We start from the raw sequence: 23353 nt of genomic DNA on the forward strand, positions 1-23353 counted from the left end.
GTCATGCCGCCTGCACCACGTCGATGTACGGTTGCCATTCGGCCCACTCGGGGTCCGGAAGATTTTCCTCGTAGCGACGGACGTGGTAATGCATCACGATCTGGCCCTGCTGTTCCCGGTTGAAGGCTTCGAAGTTGCCCCCAGCCGCCTGCAGCTCTGCCTGGCCGCCCTCACCATTCTTCTCGTTGTTGTAACCGTAGTTGTATCCCTCCGGAGTGGTCTGGGCGTGGATCGCCTCCACCAGATAGATGGGCCCCACGGCGAAGTTCTGCCAGACGTGTGTCAGCTCGTGGATCAGCGTGGCAGTCGTCAGCGGCTCGTCGGCATCCCTGTTGATCAGCGTTCCGGTGACAAAGGCGCGGGATTCCGGACTCTTGTTAAAGAAGTCTTGAACGCCGAAGATGATGTCGTTGTCGAGGCTCTCAGCTGAGATGGACACCAGATCCAGTTCGATGGAACCTGCGAAGATGCGAGCGGCGACCTTCTTCTCGGACGCGGTGAGCGGCCGGTACGTGGCCAGCATGTTGAAGAGCTGCGCCACAACGGTGCCGAGAAATCCGCCCCCGACCTCCAGGGCCCCCGCCAGCATCTCGCCGAGCGGTTGCTTCAGACGGCGGGCGGTGGCGATTACCTCACGCACAGCATCTTCGCCGGCGGAATTGGCCGCGGCCATGATGTCGCCCCAGGTGGACCCGATGTCCCGGACCGCCATGATCAGGTTGTCCCACGCGTGCCCCGGGTTCTCAATCGTGGCAGCGAAGAGGTCGGCGAGTGTCACGCCAAGCTCCAAGATCTGGCGCACGACTTCGGTCACGAACTTGAGGGAACGTGCCAACAGACGCCCAGTCAGGTCCGCGAGCTCGTGTCCGGCGTCGAGCAGACCACGGACGAACCGTCCAGCACCCGGTAGGAAGTCGGTTTCCAGATAGTTAAGGACGTATGTGACCGAGTTCTGCAGGCGGGTCGTGGCGCGGCCGATCTGTTCCCACACCTCGTCCACCAGGTCGGCGGCTTGGTCCTTCGCCCAGCGGTACAGGTCCAGGAGGTCCTCGTGGACCGACTCCCACGCTGCCACCACAGCCTGGAACGCCGCCTCCCCCTTGTCGACGGCCCAGTCGAGTACCTCCCGCAGGTTCCGTTGGGCAAACCGCAGGGCGGACATGACCTGGTGCATGATGTCCCCCACCACGCCCTCCAGGTTCTCCAGCGCCCAGCGCATGATGTCTCCCACTCCGACGACATCGGCGAGGCCGACGACAATCTTACGCAGCGTGTAATAGGTGCCCTTGGCAGCCTCGAGGAGGAGCGTGCCGACTTCGGCCCCGGCACGGACCGCTGCCTCGACCAGGAGTTTTGCCACCTTGTAGGTGTAGCGCAGGGTCTCCCCAACGAATTCAACGAGGGTCGTTCCCAGGGCGAAGGTCGCTTCGAGGACTTTGGTGAGCAAGTTCGCCGCGATGCCGACCACCTCCCTGAATAACTGCCCGAGCGTGCGTCCGAGGGCGAAGAACCCGTCGACCACGGTGCGCATCAGGGCTAGCCCGAACTGTCCCGCCGACGTCACCAGGTCCACCACCGATTTCCCCACGCTGACCAAGGCTGCCACCACGTCCCGTGCGAACTCCACGGCGGCGCCCGCCGCCCACTGCACCAGGTCGACCACAGATTCTCCGATCACGGCCAGGGATCGGGCGATGCTCCGGACCGCGCCGGCCACAGCAGCGGTGGCCGCGCTCAGCAAGTCGGAGGCGGTGCGTCCCAGTTGCCGCATGGCCCGGGTGAAGGCGTCCATGAGACTCATTCGGCCGGTGACGACATCGACGATGAGTGAGCTCACGGTGTGGCCAATCGCCAGCAGCGCGTCCAAAGTGGCGCGGAGGATCCCGGCGGTGGCCTCGAAGGCGTCTGCCATGATGTGGATCACTGAGCGGCCGATTCTGATCAGCGATTCAACCACTGTTCGTAGGGCCGCCCCTGCCAGCTCAGCGGCGCTGCGCAGGATCGTGGCGAAGGACACGGCGATCTCCCGGAGCGCTTGGATCGCATCCCCCAGGACAGCGGCCGCCTGATTGATCACTTCGGCGAGGACCTGGCCCACTGTGGTGCCAATATCGATGAGCGCCTTCACCACCTTGTGGAACACACTCATTCCAGCGCTTACCGCATCGACGAGAACCTGACCGATTGTTCGCCCCGCTTCAACAAGGGCCTCGATCAGGTCCCCGACCTGCTGGACGGTCCAGTGACTAACTTCCACCAGCACGTCTGCCAGTGCCTTCCCTGCTTCAGTGACGGCATCGACGATCGTCTCTACCGCCTCAGCGGCCGCGTCAACCGCATCCTCCGCGGCCTCCTCGACCCAGTCGATCACCCCACCTGACCTCCCACCCGCGGGCCGGGCGGTACGATGTCCTCTTAGCACGTTGCCTACTGTCGCCAGCCAAATTGCCACGGCTCGGGCGTCCCCGCCCGCCCCAAGCCAGTGTGCGATGAAGGGCCGGGCTTCCTGGCGAGGAAGCCGGGCCACGCGGTCCACGAAGAGCACCTCGCCACCGCTGATACTTAGGGCATCAGCAACCAGTAGTTGCTCTTGTTCGTTCTGCTGAGAAGCCCACTCGATCACTGCGCCCATCTCATTGGCTGCTTGGTCGGTGTCGGCCGCGGTCTCTATCAGTCCGCGGGCGGCTCGCAACGCCCGCGTGCGTGACAGGGCCAATGCTTCCCCTACCGCCGGGCCAAGTTCGTTACGGCTTAGCCCAAGCTGCCGGATGCCGGTGCCAGCATTCAGGATGGATCCGAAATTAACGGATGCGATCTGATCGGCGAGTGACATGCGATGAGCCTTTCGAAATAGAGATTTTCCGCTCTAAAGCGCCCAACCTGCTCCCGACAGTCAGGAGGTCAGCTACAAAGGGCACTCATCGCAACGGCGAGACACAACTGGGCCTATCCGACGTCGTAGGCCTGAGCGACCCACCGTCATTTAGCCACATGCCTCGCTCCTGCCTTAGTGAAGCTGGGCCATCGTTACGGCCTTGTCATTCCTTCCCGATATGCGACAAATGCTCAAGCATGTATGAGCTCGATGGTTACAGCCGGTGACACACGTATGGGGACTGATGCACGAATAGGTGACCTGATCTGGCTTGCCTGTAGGGCGGCCTTGAAGGAGGTAGCTGTGCCCGCCCCGTATCCCCCGGAGTTCCGTGACGACGTCGTGCGCGTGGCCCGAGCCCGTGAAGACGGTGTGACACTGGCGCAGATCGCCAACGCCGACTCGGCTCGGCCCGTGGCGGGAGGCCTGAGCCGGGCCGGGCAGGTCTTCACCCGCGCCCAGCTGCTGAGCGAGGTCTGGGGCTGCGACTACTACGACGGCTCCCGCACCGTGGACGTGCACGTGCGGCGGCAACGGGCCAAGCTGGGTGCTGACCAGGAGCACCTGATCACCACGGTGCGCAATGTGGGCTACAGCTTCACCAAGGTGGACCTGTCTCGCAACCAACACGCCTCATAACCCTGGGACTGCACGACGTCAGGCAGAGCGAACGAGTGCGCCTGTCCACTCAGTCATGCACTGGCGCTCACTCTTGGTCATGCACTGTCTTGACCGACTCCATATTGACGATGAACGACACCACGGCGCGGCTTGAGGGCACGTGGTTGTGCGGAGTCTCCTGTGCCTCTGCCCAAGCCTGAACTTCCGCCAGTGTGGACGGGGCAGGCTGCCAGAGGGTGACAGAGCGGGTATTGACCATGTTCGTGTAGTCAGTCATATGCACGTATCCGAGGTACGCCTTCTGGCGAGAACTGGCTTCGTACAGTGCATCAAGAATTGGTTACTCCACAGCGTTCTCCTTAAGTTTATGGATGCAAACGACGGTACAGGCGTACTGAGAGTTCGGTGGGGATCAGACTGCCCCGCGGGGTAAAGGGTGACCCGATCGCCGGGGGCCGACTGGCTGGTGGTCCTTAGCAGTTGTATTGAGGTACGCACCGAAGGGAATTGCAGGATTCCGGTGCCTCTGTCGAACTGGGAAGTTTGGCCGATGCATGCCGTGATCATTCCGGTAAAGACGGACGTTCTGTTGACCCTGACCGTGGCTGGGTGCGGGAGCAGGCCGCTCACCCGAAAAGCCCGGCTGGTGGAGGATCCAGCGGAAGCGGTATCCCCTTAGGGGCGTGTGCCCGGGGGGTGCAGCCGTGGAAGGGGCCTTTTTCGTCGAAGAGTGTCCGCATGGTCGGGTCGGCGTAGTCTCGCCACCACACCGCCAACCCTGTGGTGGGGTCGGTGCGCAGGTTCTCCCAGGCCCGCCAGAGGCCGGTGAGGCGGCTGACGGCTTCTTCATGGCGCCACCATTGGGCGCACCAGGTGAAGGTGGTGGCGCGGCCGGCGAGGTCGATGTCGCGCCGGTACTGGTAGGCCAGGTGCTCGGTGACGAACTCGGCCACGTTCGCGTAGACCAGCTTGCGCTCTTCCTGCTCGTCCCCCTCGAGGGGTTCGTGGTCGATGTCGTCGTGGCTGTTGGTCCGGCGGGTACCGATGTCCATGGCCTACTCCTTCACCAGGGCCGCCCACCGATTCCCCGTGGGCTCGGTCGAGTTCGGCCCAGCACCCTGGAGCTCGGACGCGGACTCCTCTGTGATGGTGGTTTCGACGGGTACGTTGTGTGCGGCTTCGGAGGCCGCGGCCGCGTCGGCGTAGGGGCGGGCGCTGACCGGGACGGTGCGGACCAGCACGGCCCGCGCCCCGGAGCCGAGCATCACGGCCCTGCCCTTGGGCAGGGCGGCCAGATCGGCCACCGACAAGATGTCGTCGGTGGCGTCCTGGCGGGAAGTGGACCCGCTGTCTTTCTGCCTCGAGGAGGAGACGGAGGTGTAGGTGTACTTGCCGATCAGCTCCGAGAGCATCTTCAAGTAGCCCTCTTCTTTGACGTTGCCGCCGTAGGTGACGACGTTGGCGGTGGAGAACAACTTGCGCATCCCGGACTCGCCCCACACGTCCACACCTTGGGACCAGGACTGCAGGAACGTGGAGACCACGATGCCGCGGGACCCGTAGTGGCTGTAGAGGTCGGGCAGGTTCGCCCATCGGCACACGTTGGCGGCCTCATCCAGCACGCAGAGCATCGGGGTTCCCAGGCGGCCCCCAGCCTGGATGACGGCGTGCTCCTCGGCGGCGGTCACGGTTGCCACGGTCAGGGCGGTCACCAGCGGCCCGGCGGTGCCGGCCCCTTCCTTGGACAGGGCGTAGAGGGTGTGCTTGCCGCGCACAAAGGCTTGGGGGTCGAACTGCGGTCGGTCGTCGTCGGGGCCTGTGGGGTTGACCCAGGCGGCGATCTTCTCGTTCTTCAGGCAGGCGGCCATCTGCAGGGCGGTGGAGTAGACGCTGCCCCGGTACTTCTCGGGCTGACGGATGGTGCTGGCCACCGAGTCGGCTTCCTTGGCCCACCCGTGGGCGTCGAGCACTTTGGCGGGGGTGTCGTTGGTGGAACGGGTCAGCCAGTAGTGCACCCGCTCGATAGGCTCCCCACCCACAGCAGCGGCCAGCAGCAACCCGGCCAACAGGTCCTTGCCGGCGGAGTCGAAGTGGGCGTCACCCATCTTGGCGCCGGCGGGTCGGGAGCCGGTTGCGAAGTTCGTGGCCATCTCCGCGGCCCGTTCACTGTCGGTGACGTAGGTCAGCGGGTTCCACCACCAGGTCGGTTTCTCCCCGGCCACACCTTGGGGGTCGAAAACCCAGACGTCGCCGTTGGCGGCGCGGATGTCGCGGGTGAGGTCGGAGAGGTCGCGTTTGTTGGAGGTGGCGATCACCGGGCCCGGGGCCTCGATGATGGACGGGGCCGCCTGGGAGGTGGTCTTACCGGTACGGGTGCCCCAGATGTGCACCAGGGTGTCCTCCCAGGAGGCGTAGAGGGTGTGGCCGCCGCGGACCATCTTGCCGATCATCACCCCGGGGGTGTCGACGCCGAAGCGAGCCGCTTTGGCGCGCGCCTGCTTCTCGGTGAAGGGCGCGACGTCGCGGACGGCGGCCATGCGCACGGCCGCACGGTCGTGCTTGACGTCCTTCTGCGCCTTTTGGTGGCGCTTGAAGCTCCACAGCACGAACAGTGCTGCCGCCACCAGCCCGAGGGCGGCGGCCAGGACGATCTCGGTGGTGCGCCACGGGAGGTCTCCGGTGAAGACACCCAGGGAGCGTTCCCAGTATCCGGTGGGCAGCGGGTCGGTGCGCGGGGTCAGGGCATGGCCGGCGCTGGCGAGCCCGTAGAGGATGGCAGGGACGCCGACCAGAATGAGGAGCAGGGTCAGTAGCAGGGCGACTTCCCCGCCGCCGGTCTTGTACTTGCGGTCCAGGGAGCTCATCGTTCGCCCCTCTCCTGGGCGGCGCGGGACTTGGCCTCGTGCCACTTCTTCTCGGTGTCGTGGACCTGACTGCGGCGTTCGGTGGGGGTGAACTCCATCGAGAACGGGATGCCGGCCCTTGAGCCGACCTTGATGAAGAACTTCCCCTGGCCCGGAGGCGGGGTGGTGGTGCGGTCGTCGAAGTACCAGGCGGCGTTCTCCTCATCAGCTAGCCACTCGTTGAGCTCGACGTCGGTGAATGCCTGGTCGGTGGGGGCGTACACGTCGTCGTTGGTGCACTCCTTCGCCTCATCCCCGCGGCGGTTCCAGGCCGGCGGGTCCTGCCAGATCGCCAGCTGCTCCTGCTCACGCATGGACAGCGGCACGGACTCGGTCAGCAGCGGCATCTCGGATTTGGCGAGGCCGCCGAGGACCTTGATGCCGCAGCGGTCCATGATGCCCTTGGCCTTCGCCCGGTCCTCTTCCCCCCGGACCGCCAGAAGGTCGGAGGGGGTGTGGGAAGCCATGATCTGGCCCACCCCCCATTCCCGGTTCAGGCGGGTCAGGGCGTTGACCTGGTCCACGATGCCGGGCCCGGCTGCCAGGGTGTTCCACAGCTCATCGAGGATCACCAGGAACCGCTGACGCTCAATCACCCCGTCATCAGCGAGCATGTTCGAGGTCGTCACGGTGCCAAAGCCGGCCGACCAGCAGGCCATCAAGGTCGCCGCGCGCAGGTCGGACTCGGTCTGGGAGATCCGCGACAGGTCGAAGACCATCGGACGGGAGGCGTCGATCCGGTTGGTGGAGGGGCGGGCGAACATCTGCCCGAACGCCCCGGAGCCGCACAAGGAGTTCAGCGAGGACTCCAGACCCTCGGTGATGTCCTCGTACCGGGCGTCGTCGCCGCGATCCAGGGCGACCTCGCGCACCTCGACCGGCTTGTCCTTCAGAACCTGGCGCAGATCCGCCATCACCGGCACCGTGCCGCCCTCGGCGTGGCGGGCCTCCAGGACGGTGAGGCACCGGTCCAGGATCGACTCCTCCCGCTCATCCAGCGGCTTCTTGCGCAGGATCGCGATCAACGAGGCGATCAGCGACCGGCGCCTCGAGTGCAGCTCGTCCAGCAGCTCTTCGGCTCTGGCGGGTGAGAGCAGTTTGGCGGCTGCGACCGCCCCGCAGTCATCGAGGGGGTTGATGTGGCCGACCCCGCGTCCCAACGGGAGGACGGCCCCGCCCAGGTGCTCGATCATGGTCACGTGTTCGCCCTTGATGTCGCCGAGGATCAGCGGCCACACCCCGAAGGCGGCCAAACCGATCGCCATCCGGCGCAGCAGGGAGGACTTGCCCAGCCCCGGGTTGGCCATCACGAACGCGCTGGGGTTGGAGATCACCCGCAGCTTCAGGAACCAGGAGATCGGGTCACAGCACACCGGCTCCCCCGAGAGCAGGTTCCGCCCCAACGGCACCCCTTCCAACGGGGAGCCCCCGCCCATGGGGAAGGGGAAGAGCCCGCACACCTGGTAGTTGGTCCCGCGCATCTCCCGGATCGGGTGCAGCAGCTGCGCCTCCCCCAGCCCCCGGCCCTTGTGGCCCCGCGGTCCGGGGCGGTGGGTGGAGGTGGCCGTGACGGAGGTGCTGCCGGTGCGCTTCGGTCTCGTGGAGACCTTGCCACCCAACATGGCCGCGAAGGCCCGGTCCAGGACGGTGGTGCCGGCCGCGCCCCGGGAGGCGGGGAGGATGATCTGCTTGGCGTTCTTGGTGGTCATTAGAGTGCGTTCCTCACGGTCGAGGGCAGGGCCAAGTGATCGGGAATCACGACACCCAACGGCAGGCCGGCGGCGAAGGTGGAGTCCTGGGCGCCGTAGGCCTCCTCCAGCCGGATCCTCGCCGAGGTGCCGAGGTTCTCGATGATGGCTTCGGCCTCGTCCAGCTCGCCCCTGGAACGCACAGTGGCGGTGACGACGAGCCCGAAGTTCAGCAGCCCGGCCCCGTCGGCCTCCTCAGCGGCGGTGGCCTGGGCGGCGCGGGTCTCTCGGGTGTCCCGGGCGGTGGCGCGGTTGCGGGAGGAGGCGTTGAAGGTGGCGGTGTTGATGTCGTTCTCCACCATCTGCGCGGCCCTCGCGGGGTCGATGGGGCGGTAGAGCAGCGTGACGCGCTTGCGCACCAACTCAGGGTTCGGTGCGATCAGGGCCTGGAGCACGTTGGCCTGGACGGTCGAGCGCGGCGGCACGGACATCGCCCAGGACTTCGACCAGGAGTTGTTGTGGTGGTAGCAGTCCCAGAAGGTGTCGGCGGCCTGGGGGCCAACCTCACTCCAATCCAGCTCCGGGGCCTTGCCGGCGGCGTGCGCCCGGTCGAACAGGACCGCCTCGGCCGGGTCGTAGGCCACCCGGATGACCTCGCACAACTGCTGGGCGGTGAGCGGGGCGGCTACGCCGGCCCCGGTGTCGTTGAGGGACAGGGTGAGGTTGGGCAGCCGGGCGGCCAGGTCATCGGCGACCTCGCCGGCGTTGCGGATGCGGCCGCCGGCCCGCACGGAGGCTTTGAAGGTCACCGCGATGTAGGCCCGGGTGACCGTGGCCCCGGTGGGCAGCATCTGCACGGTCTCGTTGATCACGTCGCGGGCGAAGGCTGGGGCGTCGGGGCTCATGCGGGCCTCGATCTTGCGGGCCAGGCGGTACCCGGAGTCCGGGGCGGTCTCGATGGTCACCGAGGCCGCGGTCAGGCCGGGTTCGTCGGTGAGCATGCCCAGCCAGTGCGCCCAGCGGTCCACCCACCGGTTGATGTGCTCCTGGTCAACCATGCCCCCGCCGTCGGGTTCGGAGGAGAACACCACGGTGTAGTGGTGTTTCTGCGGGACCTCGACCAAGGCGAAGGGGCGGCCGTAGCCGTCGACGTGCTCGGTGATCTTGGAGCGGGCCGAGATCCCGGGCAGCTTCGTGGTCCCTTCCGGCACCCGGGACACCGGCCCGGCCCGGTAGACGTTGGCCCCGGCGTAGACGGCGTTGGCCCACCCCGCGCGGCGCACGATGCGTTCGATGAGGGTGCGCCCGTGCTTGTTCTTCTGCATCGACAGCGCGATCAGGGTGAGGATCACCGCTTCGAAGCCCAGGGCCACCAGCCACAGGTTGAGCATCATCAGCAGAATCCCGCCGACGACACCACCGATCAGCAGCACGGTGCCGGCGGTGGAGAGCCCGGCCAGGCCCTTGGAGGTGGGGGTGCGGAAGTTGCCGTACACCCGCGGGCGGTTCTCGGTTTTAGCTTCGGTCTGCGCCATCAGGGCGGCCCTCGTTTCCGGTCTCGTTGGCGATCTGCGCCTTGAACGCACGTGCCTGCTGCTGGACGGCCTTCGCCGCCTGTCTTGGGCCGGTGGGTCCCGTGGGGCGGGCCCCAGAGCGTGGCGGTGCTGCACCAGCTCCGGACCCCGGCGTGGGACGAGCCCCGGTGGACGGTGCTGCCCCTGCCGCCCCGGTGCCGGGGGCCGGTTGCGCCCCGGTCCCCGCAGAGGACTTCTGCGCACCGTCCTGGCCAGGGGTACCCGTCGAGGACGCGCCCGCCACTCCAGTGCCGCCGGTGCTACCGCCGGTGCTGGAGGTGCCAGCCTTTGCGCTGGACTCGGTGGCCTGGGAGACGGCTTCCCCGCCTCTCTGCACGGCGTTGGCGGCCGCCATGCCCGCAGCCACCGGTGCAGCTGCTGCCCCCGCCGCCGCAGTACCAGCGGTGCCCGCCGTGCCCGTGGCACTGGCCCCAGCGGCAGGTGAGGACAGACCGGCAGGTGCGGAACCCGGCCCGCCCTTCGAGGAGACGGAGGGCTGCGACGGCGATGCGGAGGATGAATCAGAGCCGAATCCGCGTCCCGAGCGGGCCAGGTGGGAGGCGCCCTGTGGGATCGCCGCGCCCATCGCTGCGATGCCCAGCGCCCCGCCGCTGCTGCCGCCGGAGGAGGACATCGAGCCCAGTACGGGGCTGAGGAACCCGATGAGCACGGGCAGGGCGAACACGGAGGCGACGATCATCATCAGCCCGGCGGCGAACTGGATCAGCCCGCTGCCGGAGTCCTCCCACACCCCGGTGGTGGACATCTTGATCGCCAACCCGTAGATCAGGGCCGCGGCGGGTTTGTAGAAGGCGAAGGCTAGGGTCCAGGCGATGACCTTCTGGAAGAAGTTCTTGCCCGTCTCGGTGTTCAAGAAGGCGGCTGAGAGCGGCAGGATCCCGGCCATCAGGAACAGCATCCCGGTGCGCAGCACCATCAGCATCAGCTGGATGAGGTTCACGATGATCGCCACGATCCCGCCGACGATGATCAGGATGACGTTGCCGCCCAACCACACCGGGTCCGCCGCCCCGGTGCTGGTGGCGTTGTCCAGGGCCAGGAGCTTGAGCACGTCGGTCTGGAAGTCCTCGCCGATGGCGGAGTCGATGATCTGCACGGCCAGGGCGTCGGTGCCGGCCACCAGGACGTTGAGGATTGTCACCCCCGAGGCTGTGACCACGGCCAGGGTGAGCAGGTTCTTCAGCAGTTCGCGGGCCGGTTCAGCGCGCTGCGTCCAGGCCATCTGGGCCCCGGCGATCATCACACTCAGCGCGGCCACGGCCAGCGTGAGGTAGAAGGTCTGGTCCTGGATGAAGCCCACCGACCCGGACAGGTTTCCCGCCCGGGCGGGGACGAGGAAGCCGATCAGGCTGGTGGCCCCACCAATCAGGGCGGCCCCGGAGGCCAGCACGGTGGCCGTGTTGACCAGGCCAGCCCCGTCGCCGCGGCGGGCGTTGGTGGCCAACACGATGCCCAGGAACAGCACCCCGAACACGCACACCCCCAGCCCGATCCAGCTCGCGTAGCTCAGCAGCAGATCGACCTGATCGTTGAACGCGCCCCGGGCCGGCGCCTCGGCAGCGCCGCCGTTCTCGCTGGTGAGGCTGGCGCTACCAACCGTGGTCCACATCGACCCCAGGGAGGCGATCGTCTCGACCACGGCCGAGGTCACACCGTCCGCGATCTGATCCAGCGCATCCCCGGCCGCCCCGCTGAGCGTGCTGCTGATGCCCTCCTTGGTCTTACAGATGACGTCGATGGGGTTGCAGTTGTTTTCCTCAGCCATCGTGAGGACCCCACTCGATGTACCCGCTCAGGTCTGACACCTGACCGGACACCGGGCCGGGATCGCCGTTCTCCTGGAAGGAGACGTGCCAGTCACCCTCCGTCCATACGAGGTCAACGCCGGTGGTCATGTAGATGTCCTCGGTGCCGTCGTCGGCGGCAACGACGACCTCCACGGATGCTGAGTCTGCGGTGTAAGACAGCAGCCGGAAACCGCCGACTTCCAAGGGAACTGTCGCAGTGTCACCTGAGCTCAGTCGCTGCTGGACCTGGCCGATGGCCACGTCTCTGCCCGGGCCGTCCACGGCCTGCGCTTTGATGGTGTCCAGCAGTAGCTGCGGGTCATTGCCCGAAGTCAGGATGTTCGTGGTGGCAAGAAGTGCGCCCTCGGGGGTGTGGGAGTAGCAGGAGCGGACGCCGGTGGACTCATCCACGGTGCCAGGCCCGTGCTCCTCCGAGGACGGTGCGTAGATCGCCCCGAGAGCGGCCCATTCGACGTCCTCGGGCGCTTTCGTGAGCGTGGTGCCTCCGGAGGCGTCCAGGCCGCACACCGACTCCGCGCCCGAGACCGGCTCGGCGGTCGTGGCCGGTGCCGGGGCGGCCTGGGTGGGCTCTTCACCGTCGGGCCACAGCCACAGAACTACCCCCAGCACGATCAGCAGCGCGACGAGGACGGCTGAGATGAGGAAGCGGGGTGCCTTCCACCAGGTGTTGTTGTCGTCGGTCTCGATATGATCTGTCACCTGCTGCTCCTCTGCTGCGGGGGGTTGGTCTTGCGGAGGCCAGAGGTCATGCCCCGGAGATGAAGGAGAGGATCGAGGCGCCGCCGGAGATCAGGGCCACGGCCAGCACGATTTTGATGATTCCGGAGACCTCTTCGGTGGTCTCTCCGCGGCGGGCGTCGAAGGCCATCTTTCCGCCGACGACCAGCAGGCCCAGGACGGCGATGCCCAGGGCGATCCATTTGCCGACACCGACCATGCGGTTCCAGGTGTCGCCGATGCCGGGAGGGGCCAGCGGGTCGGAGTCGGGCAGGGCGGCCGGCAGCGCGAGCACGGTGTCCTGTGCAGCCAGTACGAGGTCGATCATTGGGGGGTCCTCTCAGAAAGTGCTTCATCGGCTGCCTCACCGAGGGCGGTGAGGACTTTTCTCGGCTCCCGGGCCATGGACTCCCAGTCCACGGTCCCGGTGAGCCGGAGCTCTTCGATCCAGGGCACCACCCAGGTGGAGGGCACACCACCGGAGATCACCCGGGTCTGTCCGGCCAGGGACTTCGGGGTGCGGCCTGGGGCATCGGCCACCAGGACCAGGCCTTGGAGATCGACATCGGGGTGGGCGCCGGCGGCCCAGTCGCGGGCGGCGAGACGGGCGGCGTCGAGGCCCCGCTTGTTCTGCCGGGCCACGAGGAACACCAGCGCGGGGGCGTGCTGGGTCTCCTCATCTGGGCGGGCGGGCCACCGGTGGTAGCAGGAGGTGCCGCCGAGCAGGTCGGCCAGCACAGACTCCCCGGCCCCACCGTGGACACCGAGCCAGAACACGTCATGGGCGGTGGTGAGAAACCGCCCCAGTCGCCCCTCGTCCTCGGGAAGTCCGGTGACGCCTCGCTGGGGTCCCGAGGCGCCGTGCATGACCGTGACGGTCTCCTCGGGGACGTCTTCGAAGATCGGGCGGGTCTGCTCCTGGGTGGAGGGCGATACCAACTCAGCCCAACGGTTGTCCATCACACCTCCTCGGTTGCAGGGCCTCCAATAGACTGGACCCTATGTGCATTAGACAATAATGAGAGAGGATTAGCAATGTTAAACAATACTAGACAACAAATGGATATAGCTGTGTACAGTGCCCAGTATGAGGGCGCAGGTGATCGTCGTGTCTGACGCGCTGGACCGGCTCTTCGAGGGCCTGCCCGAGCGGCTGACCGTCGACCAGCTCGCGCAGGTGCTCGGACTCGGTGATCGCACCATCACCTACCGCTGGTTGCGCGACGGCATCGTGCCGGCGATCAAGCTCGGCAAGACCTGGCTGATCCTGCGTGACGACATCAAGGAACACCTTCGCTCTCAGTACAACGTCCCCCATTCCACCGACAATGACGGGGCGCACACGAACGAGGAGTAGGGAGAGCATCATGGCTCAGGCACTGGAGCGGCCGGTCTGCACGGCGAGGATCGCCGCCGACGACAGCGTGGAGGTGACGATCGACCGGGTCCCCTACGAGTTCGCCTCGATGCCGGCAGCCATCGCCCACGTCGTCTCGATCGCCGATGACCTGGGGCGACCGGTGAAGCTGACGGCCATCGACCCGGCCTCGGTGACCGAGCCGGAGACGCGACTGATCGTCGCCGCGGACGGATCCGTGACAGCAGATGCCAGTGCCTCGGCCAAGAAACGACCCTCCCGTGGAGGCTCTTCACGTGTTGTCACAGTCGACGACCTCGTATCGGAGCCTGAGCAGGCGACACGCCCGGTAGCGGCCAATGAACCAGCCGCTGACCTGAGCGAACACCAGCCCGCGGAGCCTTCCATCGATGCGGAGACCCCGCAGACGCTTCCTGCGGCCGATGTCCCCCATTCAGGGGACGCATCTGAGCTCTCAGCTACGGACTCACTGCCAGAGACCACCGCGGGCGACACGCCCGCCAGCGACCCGGCGCCCAGCAGCTCCACACCGACCCCGGTCGTCGCCGAGGCCGGGGATCCCCGCCTGCAGCTGCGACGGGAGGCGGCCACGGAGACGCCCGAATCCCCCGCCCGTCACGGGTGGCGAGGGTGGTGCAACCAGAGGCTCGGACTGTCCCTGGCGGCCTCGGCCGCAGAGCGGGCATCCCGTGCCCGCCGGGTGCGGATCCAGCGGCCGATGGAGACCCACCGCACCGTGGCGGTGCTCCAGCTCAAGGGTGGGGGCGGGAAGACCACCACCGCCTACCACCTGGCCGCCACCGCCGGGCGGGTGCGCGGGGGCAACATCCTGGCCGGGGAGTTCAACGAGAACCAGGGCACCCTGGCCGAACGCTCCCTGGCCGGCGGCCACGACCGCACCACCCTGGACCTGATCCGCAACCTCGACACCGTCACCCGCCGCACCGCCGACCTCGTGCGCTACGTGCGCCCCCAGGGCGATGACCGGATCCACGTGCTCGCCTCCCCGCCCGAGGGCACCGATCGGACCCGGGTGGACGGGCGGTCCGTGCGGGCGGCGCATGAGACCCTGCGGTCGCTTTACAGCCTGATCTTGCTCGACACCGGCAACTCCGCCCAGTCCTCCACCTGGCGCGCCGCCGTGGACGTCGCCGACTCCCTGGTGCTGGTGGCCCACAACCGCGAAGACGACGCCCGGCTGCTGGAAGCCACCGTGGCCGCCGTCGCCGCTGAGGGCCACGGGCAGAAGCTGGCCCGGTCCGTGCTGGTGGTCTCCAACACCGCCACCAACAACACCGAACGCCTCACCCGCCTGCAGGAATACGCCCAAGCGGTCGGGTTGGCCGGGACCGTCGTCATCCCCTTCGACAAGTCCCTCCAGGAAGGACGCGCCTTCCACTACGACGCCCTGCACCCAGCCACCGTGCGGGCCTACGAGGAAGCCACCGCCACCCTGATCGACCAGCTCTGACCCACACCCCCTCCCATCCCCCAGGAGGCTGTGATGTCGGCTGGATCCCCCCGTGCCCTCGGCGCCGTCGTGGCGCTGCTGCTCGTCTTCGCCATCGGCTCGATCGTGGCCCTAGCCGTGCTCGTCGCCACCCTGGCCGAGGACGAAGAACAGGCCTCAGCCAACTCCTGCACCGTCACCGCCGTCACCACGGGCAACGACAGCGGCCAGCAGCGGGCACCGAACATCCCCAACGGCTGGGCACCACTGGTCGAGGACGCCGCCCGGACCGCCGGGCTGCCGGTGAGCGTGGTGGCGGCACAATTGGCCCAGGAATCCGGGTGGAACCCGGACGCCACCAGCCCGGCCGGCGCCCAAGGCATCGCCCAGTTCATGCCCGCCACCTGGGCCACCTACGGCAACGGCGGGGACCCCTTCGACCCCGACGACGCGATCCCCGCCTACGGCCGCTACATGGCCGCCCTCAAGACCGACGTGCGACCGATCGCCGGGGAGGACGCCGGTGAGCTCGTGCGCCTGACCCTGGCCGCCTACAACGCCGGCCCCGGGGCCGTGGAGCAGCACCAGGGGGTGCCGCCGTACCAGGAGACCCGCGACTACATCGACACGATCCTGGACACCGGCCAATCCCAGTTTTCCGCCCACTGCCAGGCCCCCACCGGGGCCCTGGCCTGGGACGGAGACCTCGGCGAGGGCGAGTGGACCACCCCGCTGCCCGGGGGCGTGTTCACCTCCGGCTACGGCGGCCGCGCCCTGGCTGGAGTCCCCGGGTGGGCCAACCAGCACGAGGGCGTGGACATCGCCACCCCCGGGGCCGGCCAGGGAAGCGGCGGAGTCGTCGTCGCCCCGACGTCCTTACGGATCACCGGGTTCAACGCCACCGACGGGTGCGTGATCGCCAAGGAGAACGGGGACGACCCCGACTTCGGCTTCGCCTTCTGCCACCTGCACTCCTGGGATGTGGCCAAGGGCCAGAAGCTCAAACGCGGTGACGTCATCGGTACCGAGGGCAATCGCGGACGCTTCGGCATGGCCACGCACCTGCACTTCGAGATCTACAAACCCGACGCCCCGGAGATGGTCTTCCCCTACCAGGGGCACAACCTCGACCCCGAGCCCATCCTCAAACAGAAAGGAGCATGGCCGAAATGACCCGACACCGCCTGATCCCCGCCCTGGCCCTGTGCCTGCTGCCCCTGACCGCCTGCGGGCCCGAGGGAGCACAGCAGACCAGCGAGCAGACCACCGCTCCTGCCACGGCTACGCCCTCCCCCACCGAGCTCACCCCCGGGGAAGGTACCTTCCCCGACCCGGACACCGTGGAGCGCAGCGACGTGGAGGCCACCGCCGAAACCGCCGCGCTGATGCTGCACTCCTGGGACACCGCCACCGACCGTACCCAGAGCGCCGCCGCGATCCGCGCCAAACCGTTGATGTCCCAAGAGTGGGCCGACCACCAGGTCGAGCCGGAACGCAACGGCAACCAGGCCGCCTGGCTGGAACCCGCTGAGCACCAGGCCTACAGCGCGCCCAGCCTCGTGCCGGCTGTCGGAGACGTCTCCCGCGACGTCGCCAAGGACAAAGCCATCCGCGCCTACGACCTCACCTGGCGATGGATCAGCCGCGACGACCACCAGATCGAGGCCACCGGCCAACGCCAAGTCGTCATCTACCTCGAGAAGCACAACGGCCAGTGGGACGTTGTGGGCCACCAATCCCATGACCTGTAGCGATTCGACCGACACACCCACGAACTTCTAGCGCTAGTACAAGCAATGTGAGAGGGTGGGCGTATGACGGAGTACACACCGCCCAAGCTGCTCGGGAAGCGAGTGGCGTTCAGCATGCGCGTCCTGCCCGAGCAGCACCGCCGTGCGGCGGAGAAGGCAGCTGCTCTCGGGCTGTCCCAGGCGGACTACGTCGGCGCTTTGATCGACCGGGACCACGGATTGCCGAATGCGATAGATGATCGGCAGAACGCTGAGGAGCTCCCCATCACCAAAACCGCTTAAACGACTGACGGCCCGCCGTGGAGGGCGGGCCGTCGAAGTCAATCAGCTGTCGTGAGTTTGGCGACCTAGAACAGCTGGTTCAACAGAAACCGGATGAGAACTGCATATGAACCCATTACCAGGGGACCGTTGTGTCCCCTAGTGTACCTGAGGCGCGTCCGCAAGTGGACCCCGCCTTACTCGACATTGCCCTTTTTTGCCCCGAGACCCCGGCCCGCCGGTTCCTGGCGCACCACCGGATCGAGTACTTCCGGTGCGGTCAGACCAAGTCGCAGGCGTTCCCGAACCGTGGGCGACCTGCTGGTGACTTCGCGTTCATCCAACTCAATCCGGCCGATTGGTTGAACTTCCTCGTCGTGGACGTCGATGACGAGGACGCATTGTTGAACTTGATGCACCCGGCCGTGCCCGAGCCGACCTGGATCATCGAGAACCCGCAGACTGGTCATGCCCAGGCCGGGTGGGCCATCGAACCGGTCTACCGGGGCGAGAGTGCTCGGCCGGGTCCAATCCGCTACGCGGAGGCGGTGCAGCGGGCCCTAGACCGGCTGGTGGACGGGGACCCGTGCTTCACCCGGTACCTAGTGCGCAACCCAGCCGCTGCGTTCCCGGCCGGGCGCGTGTGGTGGGGCCGCAGAACCAGCCCATGGTCCCTAGGGGATCTCAAGGCGCACATGGCCGAGTACACCGACCCGTTCCACGACGAGGCCATCGACGGGCCAGCAGCACCGGCCTGGGACCCGGGCACGCCCCTGCTGGGACAGTCCGGCATCCCGCGGGTCCCGGTGGTGGACACCGCGACGGAGGTGGGGCGCAACACCGCGGTCTTCCGCGCTACCCGCCGGTGGCTGTGGGACCAGCGGCAGGCCCGCCAGCAGACCCCGACGGAGGCCGCCTCGATCGCCCACGCCAAGGCGCTCAACGCCCAGCTGCCCCACCCCCTGGCTGATGGGGAGGTGACGTGTCTGGCGCGCTCGGCCGTACGTCAGGTCAACGCCGGCAAAGGACGCCCTACCTTCACCAGCGGCTCTGATGCTGCACACGAGTACCTGTCCCGGATGGGACGGCGCGGTGGGAAGGCGAGGACCGAGGCCAAGGTGCGTGCGGCGGCGGACAACGCCGCCCACGCCCGCCAGGCCCGCACCGACCGTGCGGGGCAGCTGCGGGCCCAAGCAGTGCGGTTGCGGGCGGCAGGGGCGACCTACCGGGCCATCGCTGAGGCCGTGGGGCGTACCGCCCGCACCGTGATGGCCTGGCTGAAGAACGCGCCCATCTACAACACCGTGGGAGAGGGTGAAGTTCTCCAAGCAACAGGTATTGGTTCCGCCCCCCCGGTGTGCCCCGCCCCCTCCCCTAGCCTGGAAGTGCCCCCCGGACCTGCCGATGAAGAGGATGCCCCCGTGACGAGTGAACCCGCCTACCAGTGGCCCGAAGGCGTCCTGCCCGGAGAACCAGACCCCGACTTCCAGGACCGGCTCCTCCCTGAGCACCGCGGCCTCACCCTCTGGGTGCCCCTGGACTACCTGGAGGATCATCCCATTGGCTCCGGGTACTGGTCTTTCACGACCGCCTCTGACTACTGGGAGACAGTCAAGGACGGGCCGTTCCACGGCGCTGCGCTGGGTGGCCGAGAACTGCATGTCACTGAAGTGGGTGCCCGGGTAGGCGAACTCCACGGACTGCGCTTCCCACACCTGACCGCGGTTTCCTATGAGGTCACACGAGTTACCCGCGACTCCCGGTGGTCAGCACGGTTCCCCGGTTACATCGTCCACTGACGCGTCGCGTCCAAGGTCAGTGTCACAGTGCTCTCAGGAACTTCGCTGTCCCGGGCCTGTCCGAGCGCTAGCTGGTCCGGTCAGGAACGCGGCCGACGGCGGCGAGGTGCGGGAGTGAGGATCACCGCTAACATCTCCTGCAAGGCAGCGAGGTCATGGTCTTCGGCTGCGGCACGGGACGCAGCGTCGTTGACCGCCCCGGTGATCTGGGTCCAGTCCAACCACCAGCCGGCGGCTACCGCCAGACGATCGAAGAAGAAGCGCTGGGTGCGCCCGTTGCCCTCCCGGAACGGATGCAGATAGTTGACTTGGTCGTAGTGATAGGCCAACCGTTCGATGAACCGGTCCCGATTCAGGTGCTGCAGGTAGCGGTCCTGGCGGAGCTGATCGAAGACGAAACCGGCCGAGCGGGGGATCATCGACACCGGCAGGAACGGCTGCGCCCCCGAAACCGTCTTGCGCAGATCCACGGTGCGCAGCTGCCCCGCCCAGGGATAGACGTCCTGGAACAGGTGACGGTGAATGGCTTGCAGTTCGACCAGATCTCGGGTGGGCGCCGGTGGATGGCGCCACAGCTGCAGGGTGCGGACTGCCACCAGGTCAGCTTCCGCGGCGGCGAGCTCTACGGCGGTGCGGGCGCCGATCAGATTGGTCAGAATCCCGGTGTGCGGGTCCAGATACGGATCACGGTGCGGGCCGGGGGCCTCACTCAAGGCCGTAGCGGGCGCGCGTGCGCCGAACCAGCTCCTCGACCTCAAGCCCACCCTCGGCGAAACGATCCAGCTCCGCACGGGTCGCGGCAGTGACGTGAAGTCCTTCCATGCCAGCACTGTGCACCACGGAGGCCACCTGCTGTGCCCGGTCCGCCTCGAGAGCCGGTGGCAGAATGTGCTGCTGCGCCATGGAACCTCCCCGGTGGTGTGTTGGGCCGTGCTATGCGCTCTAGTCTACCAAGCGCCCCTGACCAGCACCCGGCGTCATACGCGCCGGGGATGCCAGCCTCGGTTGAGAAACGTACTCCCTGGTCCAATATCCCTGTCCACGACCACACCCCAGAAGCATGATCTGTATAATAAATGGTAGATAGCTATCTAGTAAGCATGCTAGATAACTACCTAGTTAGCTGGATCCCTATCCAGCTAACTAGGTAGGTGGCTTGATGGCGCGCAAGCTTGATAGCTTGAAAGCATGCAAACCCTCATGGTGTACAGCGAATCCGGTGGAGTCACTAAGACCACTACCGCCGTCTCCCTAGCAATGGTCGCCGCCGCCGAGGGACGTCGAGTCGTCCTCGTTGACCTCGACCCCCGCGCGGCCTCCACGAAGTGGTTCGGAGTGCAGCCCTCGGCGGAAGGAATGCATGTCGGAGCGATCCTGGGCGATGAGAATCCTGAAGGCTGGGCCGAGGATCTCGCGGTGCCGAGTGGGTGGCACCCGAACCTCCGGGTCATTCCCTCGGCCCGCAACGTCTCCAACCGCGAGGCCGACCGGGCCGATCATGCGGAGCTGCGGCTGAAGATCTCCCTGACCGGCCTTCAGGCGGATGTGGTGGTCATCGACTGCCCCAACCGCCAGGGCGGACCCCTGACGCTGTCGGCGTTGAACGCCGCGGACACCGTGGTTTACGCCGCCACCGCCACCAGCGATGGCATCGACGGGGTGGACGGGGCGCGACGCACGGTCGCCCAGTTCCGCCGGCACCGCCAGCAGCTGGGCGCCCCGGACACCCTCACCGAGGCCGGCATCGTCGTCGGCGGGGTGAAGGAAACCATCATGAGCCGGGCGGCGGTGGCCAGCCTCGAGGAGCTCCGGGCCACCGGGTTGTTCCTGGAGCCGTTGATCCCCGACCGGGCCATCGTCCAGGAGGTACGGATATCGGGGGAGTGGTACGGCCAATACCGCAAGGGCGCCCGGGTCCTGGAGGCCTACACGGCGATCGCGAAGAAGGTGCTGCGATGACCGAGCAGCCCGAGCGCCCCGCCTCACTCCAGCGCCGGAGGCCCCGCCCGGCACCGGATGAACACATCGACCCGGTCGACTACACACCCCCACGCGCTACCCCACCCCAGCCCACGACACCGGTGGTGTCCACCCCGCCGGTGCAAGCGGCACCGGCGGTGGAGCCCCCGGCCGCTGCGCCCAAACGCGGCCGCGGCCGGCCCCGCCGGGAACCCACGATCCAACTCGGGGTGCGGGTGGCCCAAGACGTCTCCGATCTGATCGAAGAGCTCACCGAGCACGACGGCACCGCGAGAGCGGTAATCGAGAACGCGGTGCGCGCCTACGCCCAACAGCTCAACCGATAACACCGAGACCCCGGTAGGGGAGGGGGCCGGCCGCGGGCGGCTTACCCATGGGCGGCTTACCCATGGTCCATGACGAAGAAACCCGGCTCACCGTTGCTGGTGGGCCGGGTTCTCTCATTCTGGGGACAGGCGGCGAGATGGGGTGGGTGGTTCCGTGGGTCTTCGATTGAGGCGGGTGCCCGCGCCCGGTCCGAAAGCTGCCAGGGCCAACCCCCAGCGAGGGCAGTTGTCGGGCGCCAAAGGGACGACCAGCGCTGTCCAGGCTGGACGCGGGGCGTCCCGGCGGCACCGTGGCCGGAAACAGATCCTCAGCCCCTCACCGACTGCTGATCGTGCGGAAGGGGCCACGGTGAGGGCCCCGCGCTTGAGCCCTGCCCCGAGACGTTCCCCAGTGATGCCGCGGCCGTGACCGCCGGCATCACACCCCCCGCTGTCGCGGAGCACCCGGACAGGCCCGAGGGGGTGTCCAGGTGGGGGGGGGCCTACTGGGCGGCGTAGTAGGCGTCCTTGACGGACTGGTGAATCCGGCCGCGATCGGAGACCTCGTAACCGTTCTCCTTCGCCCAGGCCCGGATTTTTGCCGTCTCCGGGTTACCACCAGTGGAGGAACGGGGCCCGGTGGCCCGGGTGGTCTTGCCCTGGGCCCGCCGGCCGGAGGCGGCGTAGGGGCGCAGGGCCTCCCGCAGCTTCTCCGCGTTGGCGGTGGAGAGGTCGATCTCGTACTGCCGGCCGTCCAGACCGAACTGGACGGTCTCATCAGCAGGACCACCCTCGAGGTCGTCCTCCAGAATGATCTGCACGCTCTGGGCCATTACAGCACCTTTCTCTCGATGTATTCGTTGCTTTCGCCAAAGGCGCCCGCTGTCTGGATCGCTGGCACCGACTTTCCTTCCCGACTGCTTTGAGCAAGTTGAGATGGTGCCGACTGTGATGAGCGCTTCGGCAACCGATTCATCCTACCGAAAAAGGTGGAAGAACTGATGCACGAGTATGAGGCAGCTCTTCGTCGAAGGTACTGGGATGCATAATGAGACCGCCAACGTCTGCCGCTAGGCCAACCTGCCCGATCTCTACAGCTGCTACCCCGGCCGCACCCGGAAAGCCAGACTTCCAAGGTGGTCACGCTGCCAGCGGCAGAACCACCACATGATCTTGTCGAGTTGTGATTACGGGGCAATCGGACAACACTCAAAGCCAGAAATTGATCGCCGAGCCGCGTCCCCACGTCGTGAAATCTTTCAGGCGCTACTAAAGCATGTTTCAGAAATGTAGCGTCCATTCCGCGCAGCAGATATGGGTGAACGCAACCCAAAGTTCACGCGAACAACTGACCGCGCGCTGAAAGCCATGCGTCGAAGTCGAGGATCTGCATCTTACGAATAGCGTGCGGGTCGTCGTGCCAACGTGAGAGCCGACCGATCAGGTATCCAAGGTAAGCATCAGCGTTGTCCCACCAAATCGGGTCGTATTTTGTGACGTCGAAATTGACGGCTTCTGGAAACAAATTCGAGGCCCCGACAGCACCGAAGTGCTCTCCCAGCGCGGCAGCAACGCTATGTCTGACATGGCGGCCCTGCTTCGGTATGCGCGTCGAGTACTTGCGATAGACGGCCTCCCACGAGGCAACCGCTTCCGAGATGTGTTGAGGCTGCACGGGTTGAGTCGCTGAGTGCTCGACGATCCGGCGGATGTTTTGAAGTGCCTCGGTGAGCGCCGAGGCCGCCTGGCGTTGTATTGCACGCTGGTCGGCTCGGTCCTCACGGTGCACCGTTAACCGATGGACCAAGACCACGGAAACCAGGAGCGCGATGGCCGAAACTGCAGCTGCAATCACTGGGCCGGTGAGCACCTCGTCCAAATTTTTTCCATTCGTTAGGTGAGGTTGTGGCTGAAGCGTATGACGGTTCTCCCTCACTGAAAGGCCACGCTCGTGCCTGCCGAGTGGCGGGTCGTGCATGGGCGATGCAACCCAAAAGGTAGTCTTTCAAGAGCGCTCAGAGGCCATCCACATATTGTGTCGGGTCGGCTAGCTGGTTCCCCCAACCAGCCATATGCCGGCACTTACATGCCCCCCTGGGCGAGCCCCCCCGCTGGCGAGAACCAGGTTCTCGTTGAACCAAGGAGAACGATGGGTCAAGTCCCTGGGCGTGGTGTAACGGTCCTTCCTGTGGTGGTCAGGCGGTGAGCGCGGCCAATGGGTC

The 23353-nt window shown here is 66.9% G+C and carries 22 protein-coding genes and 1 pseudogene; 9 read left to right on the plus strand and 14 right to left on the minus strand.

From position 1 onward, the window contains the following. Position 1: 1 nt before the first annotated feature. Complete coding sequence (locus tag ACFYE1_RS15455) at positions 2 to 2833, minus strand: hypothetical protein (protein WP_387744760.1); 2832 nt, start codon at positions 2831 to 2833, stop codon at positions 2 to 4. A 480-nt stretch (positions 2834 to 3313) separates the two neighbouring features. On the opposite strand from ACFYE1_RS15455, the pseudogene ACFYE1_RS15460 reads away from it, so the two are divergent. Next, positions 3314 to 3514, plus strand: a pseudogene (locus ACFYE1_RS15460) (winged helix-turn-helix domain-containing protein); the annotation flags it as partial. 608 nt (positions 3515 to 4122) lie between these two features. Here the strand turns inward: ACFYE1_RS15460 and ACFYE1_RS15465 are convergent. The 8 genes from ACFYE1_RS15465 to ACFYE1_RS15500 are packed head-to-tail and all read right to left on the minus strand — an operon-like array spanning position 4123 to position 13167. Then, positions 4123 to 4548: a DUF4913 domain-containing protein gene (locus ACFYE1_RS15465; protein WP_387744763.1), complete on the minus strand. Its 426-nt coding sequence runs from the start codon at positions 4546 to 4548 to the stop codon at positions 4123 to 4125. Between the two features lie 3 nt (positions 4549 to 4551). Further along, the gene (locus ACFYE1_RS15470) at positions 4552 to 6360 is read right to left on the minus strand and encodes a type IV secretory system conjugative DNA transfer family protein (protein WP_387744765.1); all 1809 of its coding nucleotides are present in this window, start codon (positions 6358 to 6360) and stop codon (positions 4552 to 4554) included. Beyond that, positions 6357 to 8108 (minus strand): ATP/GTP-binding protein, encoded by a 1752-nt coding sequence (locus tag ACFYE1_RS15475; protein ID WP_387744768.1) that lies wholly within the window; start codon positions 8106 to 8108, stop codon positions 6357 to 6359. The genes ACFYE1_RS15470 and ACFYE1_RS15475 overlap by 4 nt, the downstream gene beginning before the upstream one ends. Next, positions 8108 to 9622, minus strand: coding sequence for an SCO6880 family protein (locus tag ACFYE1_RS15480; protein WP_387744771.1), 1515 nt, complete (start codon positions 9620 to 9622; stop codon positions 8108 to 8110). The genes ACFYE1_RS15475 and ACFYE1_RS15480 overlap by 1 nt, the downstream gene beginning before the upstream one ends. After that, positions 9603 to 11447 carry a type IV secretion system protein gene (locus ACFYE1_RS15485; protein WP_387744774.1) on the minus strand — a complete coding sequence of 615 codons (1845 nt, stop codon included), beginning with the start codon at positions 11445 to 11447 and terminating at the stop codon, positions 9603 to 9605. Before ACFYE1_RS15485 ends, ACFYE1_RS15480 begins: the two co-directional genes overlap by 20 nt. Next, positions 11440 to 12189, minus strand: coding sequence for a hypothetical protein (locus ACFYE1_RS15490; RefSeq protein ID WP_387744777.1), 750 nt, complete (start codon positions 12187 to 12189; stop codon positions 11440 to 11442). Before ACFYE1_RS15490 ends, ACFYE1_RS15485 begins: the two co-directional genes overlap by 8 nt. A gap of 46 nt (positions 12190 to 12235) precedes the next feature. Then, positions 12236 to 12535 carry a hypothetical protein gene (locus tag ACFYE1_RS15495; RefSeq protein WP_017832684.1) on the minus strand — a complete coding sequence of 100 codons (300 nt, stop codon included), beginning with the start codon at positions 12533 to 12535 and terminating at the stop codon, positions 12236 to 12238. Beyond that, entirely contained in the window at positions 12532 to 13167 is a 636-nt protein-coding gene (locus ACFYE1_RS15500; protein WP_387744780.1) for a DUF6668 family protein, read from the minus strand. Before ACFYE1_RS15500 ends, ACFYE1_RS15495 begins: the two co-directional genes overlap by 4 nt. Before the next feature lie 148 nt (positions 13168 to 13315). Between ACFYE1_RS15500 and ACFYE1_RS15505 the strand changes: the two genes are divergently transcribed. Next, positions 13316 to 13564 carry a helix-turn-helix domain-containing protein gene (locus tag ACFYE1_RS15505; RefSeq protein ID WP_240722264.1) on the plus strand — a complete coding sequence of 83 codons (249 nt, stop codon included), beginning with the start codon at positions 13316 to 13318 and terminating at the stop codon, positions 13562 to 13564. Between the two features lie 93 nt (positions 13565 to 13657). Here the strand turns inward: ACFYE1_RS15505 and ACFYE1_RS15510 are convergent, their stop codons facing one another. Next, positions 13658 to 13831 carry a hypothetical protein gene (locus ACFYE1_RS15510; RefSeq protein WP_387744783.1) on the minus strand — a complete coding sequence of 58 codons (174 nt, stop codon included), beginning with the start codon at positions 13829 to 13831 and terminating at the stop codon, positions 13658 to 13660. 472 nt (positions 13832 to 14303) lie between these two features. On the opposite strand from ACFYE1_RS15510, the gene ACFYE1_RS15515 reads away from it, so the two are divergent. From ACFYE1_RS15515 to ACFYE1_RS15535, 5 genes are all read left to right on the plus strand, one after another. Further along, positions 14304 to 15056 carry a nucleotide-binding protein gene (locus ACFYE1_RS15515; RefSeq protein WP_387744785.1) on the plus strand — a complete coding sequence of 251 codons (753 nt, stop codon included), beginning with the start codon at positions 14304 to 14306 and terminating at the stop codon, positions 15054 to 15056. A 33-nt stretch (positions 15057 to 15089) separates the two neighbouring features. Continuing rightward, positions 15090 to 16208 carry a transglycosylase SLT domain-containing protein gene (locus ACFYE1_RS15520; protein WP_387744788.1) on the plus strand — a complete coding sequence of 373 codons (1119 nt, stop codon included), beginning with the start codon at positions 15090 to 15092 and terminating at the stop codon, positions 16206 to 16208. Continuing rightward, entirely contained in the window at positions 16205 to 16786 is a 582-nt protein-coding gene (locus tag ACFYE1_RS15525) for a hypothetical protein (protein ID WP_387744791.1), read from the plus strand. Before ACFYE1_RS15520 ends, ACFYE1_RS15525 begins: the two co-directional genes overlap by 4 nt. 63 nt (positions 16787 to 16849) lie before the next feature. Next, on the plus strand, positions 16850 to 17068 hold the full coding sequence (locus ACFYE1_RS15530; RefSeq protein WP_017832691.1) for a hypothetical protein: 219 nt from the start codon (positions 16850 to 16852) through the stop codon (positions 17066 to 17068). A 164-nt stretch (positions 17069 to 17232) separates the two neighbouring features. Next, a complete protein-coding gene (locus tag ACFYE1_RS15535) occupies positions 17233 to 18846 on the plus strand; it encodes a replication initiation protein (protein ID WP_387744794.1) in 1614 nt (537 codons plus the stop codon). An 80-nt stretch (positions 18847 to 18926) separates the two neighbouring features. Here ACFYE1_RS15535 and ACFYE1_RS15540 read toward each other — a convergent pair whose 3' ends face one another. Further along, a complete protein-coding gene (locus tag ACFYE1_RS15540) occupies positions 18927 to 19559 on the minus strand; it encodes a Fic/DOC family protein (RefSeq protein WP_387744796.1) in 633 nt (210 codons plus the stop codon). After that, entirely contained in the window at positions 19552 to 19749 is a 198-nt protein-coding gene (locus tag ACFYE1_RS15545) for an antitoxin VbhA family protein (protein ID WP_387744799.1), read from the minus strand. Before ACFYE1_RS15545 ends, ACFYE1_RS15540 begins: the two co-directional genes overlap by 8 nt. Positions 19750 to 20046: 297 nt before the next feature. Between ACFYE1_RS15545 and ACFYE1_RS15550 the strand changes: the two genes are divergently transcribed. Both ACFYE1_RS15550 and ACFYE1_RS15555 read left to right on the plus strand, forming a co-directional pair. Then, positions 20047 to 20805: a ParA family protein gene (locus ACFYE1_RS15550; RefSeq protein WP_387744802.1), complete on the plus strand. Its 759-nt coding sequence runs from the start codon at positions 20047 to 20049 to the stop codon at positions 20803 to 20805. Continuing rightward, entirely contained in the window at positions 20802 to 21152 is a 351-nt protein-coding gene (locus tag ACFYE1_RS15555) for a hypothetical protein (RefSeq protein ID WP_387744805.1), read from the plus strand. Before ACFYE1_RS15550 ends, ACFYE1_RS15555 begins: the two co-directional genes overlap by 4 nt. A gap of 482 nt (positions 21153 to 21634) precedes the next feature. Here ACFYE1_RS15555 and ACFYE1_RS15560 read toward each other — a convergent pair whose 3' ends face one another. Both ACFYE1_RS15560 and ACFYE1_RS15565 read right to left on the minus strand, forming a co-directional pair. After that, positions 21635 to 21964, minus strand: coding sequence for a histone-like nucleoid-structuring protein Lsr2 (locus tag ACFYE1_RS15560; protein WP_387744807.1), 330 nt, complete (start codon positions 21962 to 21964; stop codon positions 21635 to 21637). A 503-nt stretch (positions 21965 to 22467) separates the two neighbouring features. Next, positions 22468 to 23010 carry a hypothetical protein gene (locus ACFYE1_RS15565; RefSeq protein WP_387744810.1) on the minus strand — a complete coding sequence of 181 codons (543 nt, stop codon included), beginning with the start codon at positions 23008 to 23010 and terminating at the stop codon, positions 22468 to 22470. Positions 23011 to 23353: the final 343 nt, after the last annotated feature.

The organism is Kocuria nitroreducens, from assembly GCF_042879195.1.
Classification (GTDB): Bacteria; Actinomycetota; Actinomycetes; order Actinomycetales; family Micrococcaceae; genus Kocuria; species Kocuria nitroreducens.

Bases quoted from the DNA above. Each gene is read 5' to 3' on its own strand.
- ACFYE1_RS15545 (WP_387744799.1), bottom strand. From the start codon at position 19,749: ATGGCGCAGCAGCACATTCTGCCACCGGCTCTCGAGGCGGACCGGGCA.
- ACFYE1_RS15470 (WP_387744765.1), bottom strand. From the start codon at position 6,360: ATGAGCTCCCTGGACCGCAAGTACAAGACCGGCGGCGGGGAAGTCGCC.
- ACFYE1_RS15515 (WP_387744785.1), top strand. From the start codon at position 14,304: ATGGAGACCCACCGCACCGTGGCGGTGCTCCAGCTCAAGGGTGGGGGC.
- ACFYE1_RS15550 (WP_387744802.1), top strand. From the start codon at position 20,047: ATGGTGTACAGCGAATCCGGTGGAGTCACTAAGACCACTACCGCCGTC.
- ACFYE1_RS15465 (WP_387744763.1), bottom strand. From the start codon at position 4,548: ATGGACATCGGTACCCGCCGGACCAACAGCCACGACGACATCGACCAC.
- ACFYE1_RS15455 (WP_387744760.1), bottom strand. From the start codon at position 2,833: ATGTCACTCGCCGATCAGATCGCATCCGTTAATTTCGGATCCATCCTG.
- ACFYE1_RS15560 (WP_387744807.1), bottom strand. From the start codon at position 21,964: ATGGCCCAGAGCGTGCAGATCATTCTGGAGGACGACCTCGAGGGTGGT.
- ACFYE1_RS15520 (WP_387744788.1), top strand. From the start codon at position 15,090: ATGTCGGCTGGATCCCCCCGTGCCCTCGGCGCCGTCGTGGCGCTGCTG.
- ACFYE1_RS15500 (WP_387744780.1), bottom strand. From the start codon at position 13,167: ATGGACAACCGTTGGGCTGAGTTGGTATCGCCCTCCACCCAGGAGCAG.
- ACFYE1_RS15485 (WP_387744774.1), bottom strand. From the start codon at position 11,447: ATGGCTGAGGAAAACAACTGCAACCCCATCGACGTCATCTGTAAGACC.
- ACFYE1_RS15495 (WP_017832684.1), bottom strand. From the start codon at position 12,535: ATGATCGACCTCGTACTGGCTGCACAGGACACCGTGCTCGCGCTGCCG.
- ACFYE1_RS15475 (WP_387744768.1), bottom strand. From the start codon at position 8,108: ATGACCACCAAGAACGCCAAGCAGATCATCCTCCCCGCCTCCCGGGGC.
- ACFYE1_RS15530 (WP_017832691.1), top strand. From the start codon at position 16,850: ATGACGGAGTACACACCGCCCAAGCTGCTCGGGAAGCGAGTGGCGTTC.
- ACFYE1_RS15555 (WP_387744805.1), top strand. From the start codon at position 20,802: ATGACCGAGCAGCCCGAGCGCCCCGCCTCACTCCAGCGCCGGAGGCCC.
- ACFYE1_RS15525 (WP_387744791.1), top strand. From the start codon at position 16,205: ATGACCCGACACCGCCTGATCCCCGCCCTGGCCCTGTGCCTGCTGCCC.
- ACFYE1_RS15480 (WP_387744771.1), bottom strand. From the start codon at position 9,622: ATGGCGCAGACCGAAGCTAAAACCGAGAACCGCCCGCGGGTGTACGGC.